Origin of the sequence: Nostoc sp. 2RC, from assembly GCF_014222165.1 — a bacterium.
GTDB classification, from domain to species: domain Bacteria; phylum Cyanobacteriota; class Cyanobacteriia; order Cyanobacteriales; family Nostocaceae; genus Nostoc; species Nostoc linckia.
The window spans coordinates 1-14,158 of the sequence record NZ_JACKZU010000209.1 but is presented as its reverse complement, the minus strand read 5'-3'; the positions used below and the strand labels follow the sequence as shown (position 1 = coordinate 14,158).

The 14,158-nt window shown below is 40.8% G+C and carries 11 protein-coding genes; 7 read left to right on the top strand and 4 right to left on the bottom strand.

Annotation, left to right across the window (positions count from 1 at the left end; genetic code table 11):
* The first annotated feature begins 122 nt into the window (after positions 1–122).
* A complete protein-coding gene (larC, locus tag GNE10_RS21570; protein WP_185566913.1) occupies positions 123–1,409 on the top strand; it encodes a nickel pincer cofactor biosynthesis protein LarC in 1,287 nt (428 codons plus the stop codon).
* A gap of 313 nt (positions 1,410–1,722) precedes the next feature.
* Here larC and GNE10_RS21565 read toward each other — a convergent pair whose 3' ends face one another.
* Positions 1,723–2,286 (bottom strand): hypothetical protein, encoded by a 564-nt coding sequence (locus GNE10_RS21565; RefSeq protein WP_185566912.1) that lies wholly within the window; start codon positions 2,284–2,286, stop codon positions 1,723–1,725.
* Positions 2,287–2,372: 86 nt separating this feature from the next.
* Positions 2,373–2,936: a DUF6658 family protein gene (locus GNE10_RS21560; protein WP_185566911.1), complete on the bottom strand. Its 564-nt coding sequence runs from the start codon at positions 2,934–2,936 to the stop codon at positions 2,373–2,375.
* 346 nt (positions 2,937–3,282) lie between these two features.
* Here GNE10_RS21560 and GNE10_RS21555 point away from each other — a divergent pair, with 346 nt between their 5' ends.
* The 3 genes from GNE10_RS21555 to GNE10_RS21545 all read left to right on the top strand — a co-directional run bounded on the left by GNE10_RS21555 (position 3,283) and on the right by GNE10_RS21545 (position 8,799).
* Positions 3,283–4,200 carry a lysylphosphatidylglycerol synthase domain-containing protein gene (locus GNE10_RS21555; protein WP_185566910.1) on the top strand — a complete coding sequence of 306 codons (918 nt, stop codon included), beginning with the start codon at positions 3,283–3,285 and terminating at the stop codon, positions 4,198–4,200.
* Positions 4,201–4,430: 230 nt separating this feature from the next.
* Entirely contained in the window at positions 4,431–7,028 is a 2,598-nt protein-coding gene (locus tag GNE10_RS21550) for a tetratricopeptide repeat protein (protein WP_185566909.1), read from the top strand.
* Between the two features lie 577 nt (positions 7,029–7,605).
* A complete protein-coding gene (locus tag GNE10_RS21545) occupies positions 7,606–8,799 on the top strand; it encodes a hypothetical protein (protein ID WP_185566908.1) in 1,194 nt (397 codons plus the stop codon).
* Between the two features lie 150 nt (positions 8,800–8,949).
* Here GNE10_RS21545 and GNE10_RS21540 read toward each other — a convergent pair whose 3' ends face one another.
* Positions 8,950–9,630 (bottom strand): S-layer homology domain-containing protein, encoded by a 681-nt coding sequence (locus GNE10_RS21540; protein WP_185566914.1) that lies wholly within the window; start codon positions 9,628–9,630, stop codon positions 8,950–8,952.
* Between the two features lie 247 nt (positions 9,631–9,877).
* On the opposite strand from GNE10_RS21540, the gene rpiA reads away from it, so the two are divergent.
* On the top strand, positions 9,878–10,588 hold the full coding sequence (rpiA, locus tag GNE10_RS21535) for a ribose-5-phosphate isomerase RpiA (RefSeq protein WP_185566907.1): 711 nt from the start codon (positions 9,878–9,880) through the stop codon (positions 10,586–10,588).
* Between the two features lie 275 nt (positions 10,589–10,863).
* Here the strand turns inward: rpiA and bchE are convergent, their stop codons facing one another.
* Positions 10,864–12,468, bottom strand: coding sequence for a magnesium-protoporphyrin IX monomethyl ester anaerobic oxidative cyclase (gene bchE / locus GNE10_RS21530; RefSeq protein WP_185566906.1), 1,605 nt, complete (start codon positions 12,466–12,468; stop codon positions 10,864–10,866).
* Between the two features lie 469 nt (positions 12,469–12,937).
* Here bchE and ureE point away from each other — a divergent pair, with 469 nt between their 5' ends.
* Positions 12,938–13,384 carry an urease accessory protein UreE gene (gene ureE, locus GNE10_RS21525; RefSeq protein WP_185566905.1) on the top strand — a complete coding sequence of 149 codons (447 nt, stop codon included), beginning with the start codon at positions 12,938–12,940 and terminating at the stop codon, positions 13,382–13,384.
* Positions 13,359–14,051 (top strand): urease accessory protein UreF, encoded by a 693-nt coding sequence (locus GNE10_RS21520; protein ID WP_185566904.1) that lies wholly within the window; start codon positions 13,359–13,361, stop codon positions 14,049–14,051. The genes ureE and GNE10_RS21520 overlap by 26 nt, the downstream gene beginning before the upstream one ends.
* Positions 14,052–14,158 lie beyond the last annotated feature (107 nt).

Below are 14,158 nucleotides of genomic sequence, written 5' to 3'. Positions count from 1 at the left end.
AATGGGGACTGGGGGGAGATGGCAACGCCTTGGGGAAAGGTAAAAGGTAAAAGGTAAAAGGAGGGATCTTTATTTTCCCCTTTGCCCAATGACTAATAACTAATGACTAATGACTAATAACTATGAATAAAATTGTTTATTTTCAGTGTCCTACAGGAATTTCCGGGGATATGTGTCTGGGTGCTTTGGTGAGTTTGGGTGTTCCTGTGGAGTATTTAATTGAAAAACTCAATGGTTTGGGAATTGAACGGGAATATGAGTTAAAAGCAGAACTTGTGCAACGAAATGGTCAGCAGGCGACTAAAGTCCATGTGGATTTAGTAGACCATCATCATCATCATGACCACGAACACACTCATCATCACGGACGCCATCTGCCAGAAATAGAACAGATGATTCTCCAAGCGGGTTTGCCACCACGGGCAGAAGCTTGGAGTTTGGCGGTATTCCGGCAGCTAGCAGTGGCAGAAGGGGCAGTGCATGGCATTTCTCCTGAAAAAGTTCATTTTCATGAGGTAGGTGCTGTAGATGCGATTGTGGATATTGTGGGTACTTGCTTGGGGTTGGATTGGTTGGGGATTGAGAGCAATGAAGAAGGATTACCTTTACTGTACTGCTCGGCCTTCCCGACGGGCGGCGGTACTGTGAGGGCGGCGCATGGTCAAATGGCTGTACCAGTACCAGCAGTATTAAAGCTGTGGGAGATGCGGGGTTGCCCAGTTTATAGCAACGGCATTGAACGAGAGCTAGTGACGCCAACGGGTGCCGCGATCGCCACTACCTTAGCTAGAGAATTTGGTTCGCCGCCCCCCATCGCTATCAAGAAAGTAGGATTGGGAGCAGGAACCATAAATTTACCCATCCCCAATATTTTACGCCTCTGGCTGGGCGAAAGCGCAATTTTAGACTCAAATTTGTCCGATTATCAGGATACTAGCGCCTATGTGGAAACTATATCTGTACTAGAAACCCAAATTGACGATTTAAATCCTCAGGCCATCGGCTATGTGTTTGAGGCTTTGTTTGCGGCTGGTGCGCTGGATGTTTTTACTCAGGCCATCGCCATGAAAAAATCGCGTCCGGGAATTTTGTTGAGTGTTATCTGTCATCCAGAAAATTTACTCAGTTGTGAAGCGGTTATATTCCGCGAAACCACAACATTGGGTATTCGGCGAACTAATCAGCAACGCGCCATCTTACCGCGAGAAATTCAGCAAGTGGAAACTGAGTATGGTAAAGTGCGCGTTAAAGTGGCATGGAAAGAGCGATCGCTAGAAAAAGTTATTGCTAATGTGCAGCCAGAATATGAAGATTGTGCAGAATTAGCCCGAAAACATAACATTCCCTGGCGGGAAGTTCAACGGCTAGCACTACAGAATTGGTATTTGACTAAAACAAAAAGCGAATAGAATTCCTGGCCATAGCAATCTTATTTGAGTTGTGAAAAATTTTAGTAGTGGTTGTTGACTGTCAACAACAGCAAGATTTCACGAATGATTTAGCACTGCCATATACAGACAAAGCCTGCCTTCACACCTAAGGTAAAATTCAAGTTTTAAAACCTGCAAAGGTAGGTTTTGTTTTTAATTCTGATACCTATTCACCAAGTTTTTGAAATTAAAACTCGTCAAAATTCACTATGAATTATGACGAGCGGTGCGTTTATTGTTTCTTGTTAAACTGGATTTTTTCCACCAGTTTAACAACTATTTTTGACTAATTTTAATCAATGTTTCTCACTGTTCTTTTCACGGCGTCACCTGCATCTTCAGCTCCACGCTGAACATTTTTAGTTACATCTTCGGCAGCATTCTGGGTATTACCCTTAATATTTTCAATTCCTCGCTGAGTCCCTTTAGCTACACCTTCGCCGACTTCTTGAACTGAACTGCCAAGATTTTCACCAACGTCTTTGAGTTTATCGCCAACGGGTGTTTTTTGAAGATTCTGGAAAGCTTCTGCTGGATTTTTAACTCCTTTCTCTTCAATGTTTTTCTGAGCATTTCTCACCAGCGCATCAGCTTTATCATTAATTGCCTTTTCATCTTGCGCTCTGGGATCTACATCACTAAAGTTATTTATCCCGCCAGAGGGTGAAGAGAGAGGATAATCTTTTGTGGGATCGTATCGTTCCACATTCGGTGCTTGGTCACGAGGCTGGGGTGGCTGTGTTGCTACTCCTGGAGCAGCGCAAGCTTGTGTCACAAATAGGAACATGCCCGCTAAAAAAACAGTTAAAATTCTCAATGGGCGAATGTTTTTCAACCAAGTACCTACTTTTTTCATATTTCTACTCCTTGCATTTTTGTGACTAAGTTAAACTTCAACTAAGTGAGCGTTTGCAATCTATTTCAAAAGACAAAATCAGAATTCTATCTGCCTAAGGCTGGATTTCGTTGTAATTCCGGTCTAGCACTTGCTTCATTTCCTTTGTCTTTCAAAAAATCTGAAGCTTCTTCAACAGTTTCTTTCACAGTTCCAAGACGTTCTTTAACGCGAGTTCCTACACTGGGTTCGTTCTGAATCAAACCACCTGGTTCTGGTTGTTGGAAATTCTCGTCTGTGATAAGTGGCAATTGTGCTTCTTTCTTGATTCGACCTACTGGTGTTTCAGCACCAGGATAAAGTATTTCCGAATCTCTATTTCCAACATTTGTAGCGATCGATAATGAGCTTGGCTGTAGGCTAGCTTGGTCGCGGTCTTGGTTGTTTCTGAGGTTCGTTACTTTGGAATCGGGATTTCTAGTGTATTTGTCTCCACCATTCTTATAAGGATTATTGGCTCCACCTGCTTGTACAGCAGGATTTTGTGGATTTGCACCTTGAGCATTCCCTGTACTACAAGCAGTGCTAACTATCAACAATAATCCTGCAAGAAAAATTGTTAATATTTGGCGCAGTCGTAGTTTTTTAAAAAAGGCGATCGCAGCTTTCACGTAGTCCTCCTTACCAAAATATTAATAAGTAGAAGTTTTAGCTGAATCATTGGTATTGTTCAGTACGTTATTGTGGTTTGTTTAGTTGGTTAATTTTTGAATAACCTCTATTAAAGATAGGAAGAATAAAACGACTTTTACCTCTAGCGCAGGCCACATTTTAATTAACACAAGAATAATATTTTTATCTAACTCTAGAGAGATATAAAATAATATGCAGTTATCTTCGTAAAAAAAAATACAAAGATATTTTTCGTATTTTTAAATCTCTTGGATATGTAGCTGATATATATTAAGATTTGAAGTATTTGGCTATTGTTAGCCTAACCGTTAAATTACTAATTTCATGAAGCAATTTTTACGTTGGATAATTTTAGGCGGAACACTATTTTTTTTAGGGAAAGCCTTGAAAGATAATTGGGTTCAAGTCACTGCTATCCACATTGATGGGGTAGGATGGGGAATTATGGCGATCGCTACATTCGTCACTTTACTGGCGCATACCTGGGCTGGCTGGATTTGGACTTGGGTTTTGCAAGAGTTAAATCAACCAGTGTCATCTTCCCAGTTCATCCAAGTTTACCTAAAAACTAATATTGCTAAGTATTTACCAGGTAACATTTGGCATTATTACGGACGAATTCTCGCCGCCAAAAATGCCAATGTTTCTGCCGGTGCAGCCACCTTAAGCGTCTTGCTGGAACCGCTACTGATGGCGACGGCTGCTTTAATCTTAATTATTCTCTTCAGTAGTCAATTTGCTGCTAACAATACCACTGTTGTGATACGACTTGTACAATTGCTGAGTTTAGCTGTGGTGCTTTGTGCAGTTCATCCCCGATTTTTAAATCCAGCCATTAGCTTTTTATACAAACTCAAAGCAAAAAAATCCGATGTTAATACTCAGCCAAGTGTGGTTTTAAGCATTAAACGCTATCCCCTGCGACCTTTATTAGGGGAATTGGGCTTTTTGAGTTTGCGTGGCGTGGGGTTTATTTTAACTGTATTTGCGCTCAATTCTCTTAACTGGAGTCAAATTCCTTTATTGTTAGGCGCTTTTAGTTGCGCTTGGTTGCTAGGTTTAGTGATTCCGGGTGCGCCTGGTGGGTTGGGTGTGTTTGAAGCCACTGCTTATGAACTTTTACGACACCAATTTCCAGCAGCCTTAGTATTTAGTGCGATCGCTCTATATCGCCTCATTAGTATTTTAGCTGAAACTGTCGGTGCTGCCTTGGCTTGCTTCCACGAAGGCCTTGACAAGTGAAAAGTTTTCGGTCTCCACCTTTGAGACTTTACTAGTAAATAATAGGAAAATCAAACATTCTCCTGCCTAAAGGCGACGAGATTCTACATTCACCTCAGAAGGTCAACTTTGAGCTTAAATCAAACTTACGCGCCAAAATTACTTAAAAAAAGTCTGATAAATTCCGAAATACAGCTTGCATATTTAGTAGTTATCCAGTAAACATTAAAGCCTCAAAGTTAAATCTGGTAATGAACCCGCAAAACAAGCCCAAGAGTCTACAAGATATTCTTAAGCAACGTCAACAATCGGGTTTTGTAGGTCGTGAAGACCAGGTAAACCAATTTCGTGAAAACTTAGCTTTACCGTTAGAGGATGACCGCCGTCGTTTTTTGTTTAACGTTTGGGGAGAAGGCGGGGTTGGTAAAAGTACACTGTTACGCCAGTTTCGCAAAATTGCTGATGAAGCAAAAATTATCTCGGCTTACATCGATGAAGCTGAGAAAACTTTACCAGAAGTCATGGGGCGTTTAGCCCAGGAGTTAGAACGCCAAGGTTATAAACTATCGCAGTTTACAGAACGCTATAAAGTTTACCGTCAAAAGCGCCACGAATTAGAAACCGATCCCCAAGCTCCTCAAGGTTTTTCGGCGTTTGTCGGCAAAACTATGGTCAAAACAGGCGTGCGTCTAGCGCGTCGAGTTCCCGTTAGTGGTGCTGTATTTGATTTTGTAGATGAGGATGCTTTGGCTAGCCAAGCGGGAGAATGGGCATCATATATTGCAAAAAAAATTACCAATAAAGATGAGGTGCGCTTAGTTCAAGAACCTGAAGAAGTGCTGACCCCACTATTTTTGCAGGATATTTTTCAAATTTGTGAGAAAACTGCCATTGCTTTGTTTTTTGATACTTACGAACGCACGGGAGAATTCCTAGATAACTGGCTGCGGGAAATTTTGGACGAACGCTACGGTGAAGTGTCTCTCAATATATTGATAACTATTGCCGGTCGCCAGGAATTAGATAAAAATCATTGGGCACCTTATGAAGGGTTAATAGTTCGTTTCCCATTGGAACCGTTTACAGAAGAAGAAGCGCAACAATATCTAATTCGCAAAGGCATTACTAACAGTCAGGTTGTAGAAACGATTTTACGTCTTTCTGGGAATTTGCCTTTACTAGTGGGAATGCTAGCAGATGCTCATCCCAATGACCCCAACCAAGTATTTGAGCCTAGCAGCAGTGCTGTAGAAAGATTTTTAAAATGGGTTGATGACTGGAAGCGGCGAGAAGTTGCTCTCGATGCTGCCATTCCTCGGTGTTTGAATCGAGATGTGATAGCTCTATTAAGGGGAGAAAAAGAAGCAGATGAGCTATTTGCTTGGCTCAAAGAAACATCCTTTGTCAACGAACGTACCGATGGCTGGGCTTATCATGATGTTGTGAAAACCCAAATGTTACGCCACAAGCGCCTTTCATCGCCGCAAAGTTGGGGTGAGATACATGGAAAGTTGGCAAACTATTACGACACACTAGGTGATGAATTGCAATTGGAAGAAGTAAAAGCTTGGCGCGATAAAACTTGGCAAAGCCATAAGCTCAATGTTTTGTATCACCGCTTATGCCAATCACCACAAAAGTATTTACCTATTGGTCTCAATGAATTCCTTGCTGCTCTCAAAAATCAGCGCACTTTTGCCCAACATTGGGCACAAACAATGCTTCAGGCTGGTAAAGATGTGGACTCTGCTGAAGTTCAGCGTTGGGGAGAGCAACTAGCCAATTGGTTAAAAGCCTATGAAGACAAAAATTATGAAGCTGCTGCCCAAATGCTCACAACACTGTTGAGCGATGCTAGTCTTGAGGACAAATGGCGTGCAGTAGCTCTAGATTGGCGTAGTTATATTTACTCTCAATTTAATCAATACTCAAAAGCTTTAGAAGATTTAACCCAGGCGATAAATTTAGTGCCTCAAGAAGTTGAGTATTTAACAGTTAGAGGTATGACTTACTGCCAAATGCAGTGTTACCAAGAAGCACTGCAAGACTTTAACCGTGTTATTGAGCTTAACTCAAATTATCAATGGGCGATCGCCAATCGCGGTATCGCTTACCGCCTCATGAAACGCTTTCAAGAAGCACTGCATGACTTTAATCATGCCATTGAACTTGATCCCAATGACCAATGGGCATTGGCACACCGAGGTGTAATTTACCGCTTTCTGCAACGTTACCCTGAATCACTGCAAGACTTAAACCAGGCCATTCAACTCGATCCCAATTCTGTATGGGCGATCGCTAGTCGCGCTGATACTTATCGGTGTATGCAACGTTACAATGAGGCATTACAAGACTTTAACCGTGTTATTGAGCTTGATAGCAATTTCCAATGGAAACGAGCCACGGGATTTAGGGGTTTTACTTACCAAAGAATGCATCGCTACCATGAAGCACCGCAAAATTTAGACCGCGCCATTGTACTTAACTCAAATTATCAAGATGATTGGTATTTGTATGGGCGTGCTTTAACTTACCTAGCTCTTAACCAACCAGATAAAGCACGAACTGACTTAGCGCTTGCAATGAAGCTTGCTAAAGAGCATTACGAAAAAGATCCGAAAAACTGGCGTAATAGCTTTAACTTAGCTCTTTACTATTTGGTTGCTCAATATCATCAACCAGCAGAGCAGTTATATCGATACACCTTATCTCAAAGTGCTTCCTTAGATATCCGTGTAGCAATCCAAGACCTGAATGACTTTTTAACTGTGTTCCCTAATAATGTGCAGGCTACATCTATGCGAGAGTTGTTGCAATCTTCTCTACAGCAAGGGACTGGGGACTGGTAACTGGGGACTGGGTGAAAAGTCTTTTTGTGTCTACGAATTAATAATTAGTTAACTAACTGCCATTTGTCGCCAATTTACCCAGACACTTCAAAATACCCAAGGCTCTACATAATATCATGTCCGCTTGATTACTTATAAAACAATACGCTTGGGTTAAGAAAGATCCTCTGTGAAGGTAAGGGAACAGGGAACAGGGAACGGGAAACAGGGGAAAGAAAAAAACAGGCTTATCTGAAGTGTATTAACTTATAAAACCTGAAAAACCGCAGCCCGCCAAAGCTACGCTTTGTGTCTCCTCCCCGAACTTCGGGGAGGATTAAGGGGTGGGGTGCAATGGCTGTGGGAATCATGACTGTTGCCCATTTGCTATTCCCTCTCCCCAAGGGAATTGAAACGTAAATTTTTGACTACTAGATATCAATTGCTAATGACTAATAAGTTATTGAACAGTTACGATGAAATTAGAGCATCCACCTTCAGTTGAGATATTTGCTGACTAAAAAGGCAAAAGTATCAGATAACAACGCTGCCGATCTCAATTGTTAACCATTTCTAGTAAATATCAATTACTAATCCCATGCCAAAGCGTCATTATCCTCCCGCCTACTTACGTTATCTTAGAGCTAGGTTATGGAATCTAGGGCGACCAAGCTTTTGGATAACTGCAATCTTTTTATCTGTAGTCGGGCTAGTAACTTGGGAATACTGGTCAAACCCAGATATTTTTGTTTATAAGCAAAAAAAAGAAGTAGCTTCACAAAAGCCTGTTGACTCCTCACTATCACAAGAAAACAAAGCTATTGCAGCGGATATTGATAATTTGCCCGTATTGTTTAATGACTTTGACGAAGCAGCTCTGCCACCAACAACAAATAACTCTCAGGAAAATACTGGAAAAAGCAAGACTAAAACCCTATTAGATGAGCTAATTGATAAACAAAAATCTCTGAATGATAATAAATCAAAATCTGGTGTAATAACAGTTAATTCTGAACCACCGCCAACTATTAAAAATCCATTTATTACACAAACAGAAAATTTATTGCGTACTGGCATAGCTGATAAAAATAACGACTTTATCGGTATTAACTCTTCATTAAATGGAATCTCAGAAACAGACAATCAACAAACATCTTCTGGCTTAGGAATTGAATTAACTAATCAAACTAACAAAAATCAAAATTCCGTCTCCATTAGCCCTTTACAAGCAGCACTCAACGAATCGACAAACCAAAATTTATCTGGTGTTAAAGGTATGAATGCTAATCAATCAAATACTTTAGGGCGGGTATCTGATAGAGAAACAACATCGACACTACCGTTAAATAGCTTACCCAGCCAAATATCAAATACTGGATTAAATTCTGGAGCAAATTACACTCCCAGCAGTACAAACTTGCAGACAAATCCCTACAGTAATTTAAATGGTGTTCAATCACCAATAGTGCCTTCAGTCAACTCTGTTACACCATACTCCAGCCAAAATCCGAATCAAACTGTTGTTCCACCCACAAATTCCACAGGATATGGGAATTATGGCTTACAGCAGCCGACACAAGTACCACAGCCTACCTATGGAAGTTATGGCTCACAGCAGCCGACACAAGTACCACAGCCTACCTATGGAAGTTATGGCTTACAGCAGCCGACACAAGTACCACAGTCCACCTATGGAAATTATGGCTCACAGCAGCCAATACAACGACCAAATTCCACTGCCTCATATCTCCTCGATATTCTAGAAAAACGTAGAGGTCAGAATCAAAGGTGATATTGTTGACTGTTGAGTGTTGAGTGTTGATTGTTAGCAATCAATCAAGCTTATGAGTGATTGTGCAATTTAAAAGCCTGACTCCTGACTCCTGAATTCTGACTCCTGAATTCTGACTCCTGACTCCTGACTCCTGACTCCTGAATTCTGCTAAGGAGATGGTTCGCTATTGGGAATAATTGGAACCTCTGGTGTTTCGGGTTGTTGCTTTTGGCGTTGCAAATATTTACTTAAGACATAAGCTATGTCGCCACGGGTTACAGGCTGTAATGGGGAAATATTGTTTTGAGCGTCTGTATTGAGAAATCCTTCAGTAGCTACTGTGGCGATCGCTTTTCTCGCCCAAGATGGGATAGACTTTTCATCTGGATACACAGCCAGAATTTCATTAACAACATCATCCGAAAACTGAAATACGCCATAAGCCTGAGCGAAAATTGCCAAAGCTTCTGCTTTAGTTACCTTTTGGTTAGGAAAAAATTGATTCCCTCGATAACCTTTCATAATGTCAGTTTTTAACACCGTTTGAATATCATTAAATGCCCAATAAGACCGAGGAACATCTGGAATCACTAAATTTTCTTTGTTAGCGCCTTGTCTTTTGTCTAGGCGAAATGCTTTCACCATAATCGTCGCTAATTCTGCTCTACTCAATAACCTTTCTGGATAAAAATTGCCATCAGCAAAATTTGTCATCCATTTGGCAGCAATTACCTGTTGAATGGAATCTGATGATGTTTGAGAAGTAGTTTCTGGGACTTGAGTTTGAGCAATTGCTGGCAAGTTTTGTAGTAGTGCTACTAAAGATAAAGTAATTGAAAGGCGACGCATCATAATAACCACTTTTCGCTTTAAAAAACTACATTACTGAGATTACACATCTATTTTGGTGTTTTCAATCACCAGTAACTCAGCTAGTGACGAATTTAGAGTCATCAATGTTGCGTAGCTACCTACGGCAACTTGTTTTGGTCATTCAGGAAGTAGAAATCAGCAAAAACTTGTTTTTTAGCTTTCATCTTTTGGTGTTGTCTGCCCACTACTATGGACTATAGTCAGTTTTTCAGGAGTTTTGGGAATGACCGCAGCAGCAGATCCCGTAAAGTTGATGAAGCAAGAAGTTGGCAAAGCCGCCGCCGCCTTAGTAAAGTCCGGTTCAATTGTGGGGTTGGGTACGGGGTCAACTACAGCATACACAATTCAGTATCTTGGCGATCGCCTCAAGTCTGGCGAACTCAAAGATATTGTTGGTATACCTACCTCCTTTCAGTCAGAAGTGCTAGCAAAGGAATATGGTGTTCCTCTCACCACCTTGGACGCTGTTGACCACATCGATATTGCCATTGATGGCGCTGATGAAGTAGATCCTCAGAAAAATTTGATTAAAGGCGGTGGTGCAGCACATACCCGCGAAAAAGTCGTAGATTACCTAGCACAACAGTTTATCGTTGTCGTAGACGCTGGTAAGTTAGTAGACCGCTTGGGTTCTAGTTTCGCTGTACCGGTGGAAGTGATTCCAATGGCAATTACTCCTGTCACCAATGCTATTAAAAAACTCGGTGGTAAACCAGAACTCCGTATGGGCGTTAAAAAAGCCGGCCCAGTCATCACAGACCAAGGGAATTTTGTTTTAGATGTCAGATTTGACTCTATTGAAGACCCAGTCAATTTAGAAAAAACTTTGAATAATATTCCCGGTGTTTTGGAAAATGGAATCTTTGTTAACTGCGTCGATTTAGTTTTAGTTGGTGAAGTCAAAGATGGTCAGCCAGTGGTGCGACAACTGTAGGAGGACTTCCAAGTAAAAAATATTTCATAGAAGATTGTTGACAGTTGACAGTTGATAGTTGACTGTTAACTGTTGACTGTGAACCGTCAACGGTCAACGCTTTAATCCAATACAGTTCAGTTCAGGCTAAGGGATAAGGGGTAAAGGATAGACTTCTAAGAGAAGTTGGGAAAAGGGGAAGCCTTTAACCTTTACCCCTTCCCCTTTCCCCTTTACCCTTTCCCCTTTCCCCCAAACCGTATTGCAAGTGTTTTGCTCTTATTTGAACTGTATGGCTACTTTTTGGAAACTTGTTCTTCCTCAACAAATTCTGGCAGTTCATTAGGTGCGCCGCAGGCAGAAATATTGCCTGTGAAATTGACATCTGCCATCAGTTCTGGGTGTTCTTGCTGGCGCTTGGTGATTTGTTCGCGGGTGAGAATCTTTGATTCATCAAAACCAAGCTCGACTTCGGTGTGTAGACCTTTGTACTTAATTCGCTTGAGGTTGTAAAAACGTTTGTCGAGAGTGGTTTTCACAAAAGCTTTCAAGCAACCTAAAAGATACTTGCGTTTAAAGGGATCTTTGACAAACCAATATTCAATGGTTTTCCTCAGGTAAAAACGGGCATAGTTTCGCAGTACTCCTTTGAGAACATCCTCCCGTTCCATTGCGTCTGGTTTCATGATTGGTGTCACAAAGTTATATTGAGAATAATCGCGAATTTCTACGCGATCGCCTAAATCTTCAAATAACTCGGAAAATGGCCAAGGTGTAAACATATTCCAGTTGGCCATGTCTGTTTTCCAATCCAAAGCCATCTGATAAGTTTGCTCAATTGTCTCTGGGGTTTCATTCTCTAAACCCATGATAAATTGAGCTTCAGCAACCATACCATTTTCTTTTAACAGTTGAATCGCCCGCTTGTTTTGTTCGATAGTCGTTTCTTTGCGGAATAAATTCAACTTTAGTTGTGCTGCTGCTTCTGTACCCAAGGAAACATGAACTAATCCGGCTTTGCGGTAAAGAGGTAATTCTTTTTCATCCCGCAATATATCTGTTACCCGTGTATTAATTCCCCAGTAAACACCCAAGTTGCGTTCGATTAATTCATTACAAAGGTCGATAAATTTCGGTTTGTTAATGGTTGGTTCTTCATCAGCAAGAATGAAAAAACCAACTTTGTGTTTTTTCACCAAAATTTCAATTTGATCGACAAATTTCTTCGGACTTCCAGAACGATATTTGCGCCAGAATTTCCACTGGGAACAAAAACGACAGGTGAATGGACATCCTCTAGCATAGTTCGGAACCGCTACCCGCACGTTCAGAGGAGTGTAGATATATTTTTTCCAATCTAACAAGTCCCAGTCTGGAGTCAGGGTATCTAAATCAGCAATTGGCGGATGGGCTGGTGTAGCGATGACTTGCCCATCTTCTAGGAAAGCAATACCTAAAATATTGCGGCGATCGCTCTCTACAGTACCATTAGCGATGGCTTTAATCAAATTAACTGTAATCTCTTCCCCTTCTCCCCGAATAATATAATCAACCCAAGGAGCTTCATGGAGAACTTCATTATACATATAGGTAGGATGAACCCCACCCATAATTGTCTTAGCTTGGGGGCAAACTTCTTTAACTATCTTCAGAGTTTTTTCTGATTGGTAAATCATTGGTGTAATTGCTGTCGCCAACACCACATCCGGCTGATGCTTAGCAATCATTTTTGCTAAAACATCATCAGGAATATAATCGGTCATGGCATCAAAAAAGCAAATATCACTAAAGCCAGCTGTCTTCAGTGCCCCACCAACATAAGGAACCCAACTTGGTGGCCAATTTCCAGCGATTTCCGCACCACCGGAATGATAATTGGGTTGAATCATCAAAATCCGCATAATCTACCTCATAATTCTTACCAGAGGACTCAAAAATTGAAAATATCTCGCTTGTAACACCTTTGCTTCGATAAAATTCCAAAGCGAGAAAGATTTATGGATAAATATTTGCTCGTTGATGTGACACAAAATAAATATGCAAAAACTTACCAATTAAATTGCTGGTAAAAACTTGTCATTTTGCAATATTTATTTTTAAAATCACTATTTATTTCATTCCATAACTATAAAGCAATTTGCTTTTATTGGTCAATAAATTTTTTCAAAATTTAATGTTCAGATACTAATAATACCTAATACCAAAAAATTACTTATTCTATCTGTAAGACTGTGTAATTAACAGCAGGGATACAAGGGAGACAAGGGAAAATAAATCCTGATTTATAAGTCATCAGTCATCACTCACCACTACCTCACCATAAAACAGGTAAGATAATGATTCAATGGTTTTAGAACAGGCGAAACTCTGATGCTGACATTTACCCAAATCAAGCCAGCCAATTATGATACAGCAGTCAGTTTGACTCTGGCGCTAACAGCAGAAGAACGTACCCGTAGTCGTCATCGTTTTGAAACCGAAGATGGGAAGGTTGTATTTTTACATTTACCGAGAGGAACTGTTTTACACGATGGTGATATTCTCCAGGATGAAGCTAGTAATAATTTAATGAGAATTACTGCTAAACCAGAACTAGTGATGACTGCCTTGGCTGAAACACCGCTTTTATTACTCAGGGCTGCATATCATTTAGGAAATCGCCACGTACCTGTAGAAATTACCCCGACTTATTTACGTTTGTCTTCAGATGCAGTTTTACGCACAATGCTAGAACAACTGGGATTAGAAGTTAAAGAAGAAATTTTACCGTTTCAGCCAGAATTAGGAGCTTATGGACAACACCATCACGCTCACTGATAGTTGTTTTTTGAATATTTTACAATTAGCTAGCCCTGCTTTGCCTGTGGGAGCATATAGCTATTCTGAAGGCTTGGAAACATTGATAGAAAATGGTACGATCGCCAACCAGGAACATCTCCAACATTGGCTAACAGCACAGTTAACTTATGGGGCGATTAGGCTAGAGGCGGCGATAATGACGCGAGCTGAGAAATCTGCAAAAATAGGTGATATAGAATCTTTATCCTCTTGGAATCTGTGGTTATCAGCTGCCAGAGAAACAGAAGAATTACGCACCTCAAGTTGGCAAATGGGGCGATCGCTCATCCAATTACTTGGTAAACTAGAACCTGAAGTTTTATCCATAACAAATTCTGTAGGTAATCCTTGCAATTATGCCATCGCTTTTGGCATTGCCCTTGCCCACTGGCAGATTAACATCAAAGTCGGATTATTAGCATATCTGCACAGTTGGCTAAGTAATTTGATTACAGCTGGCGTCAAACTGATTCCATTGGGGCAAACAGCAGGACAGCAGTTATTACTAGAACTGCAACCATTAATTAGTAATATGGCATCAGAAATTCTAGCCTTAGAAGACGAACAACTAGCCTGTTGGAGTTGGAGTTTATCTCTAGCAAGTATGCAGCATCAAACGCAGTATACAAGGTTGTTTAGGAGTTGAGAGTTGGGAGTTAAGAGTTGAGAGTTAGGAGTTATATCATGTCCGTTTGATTACTTATTAAACCCGAAAAACCCCACCCCTTAATCCCCTCCCCGCAGGCTCTGAGG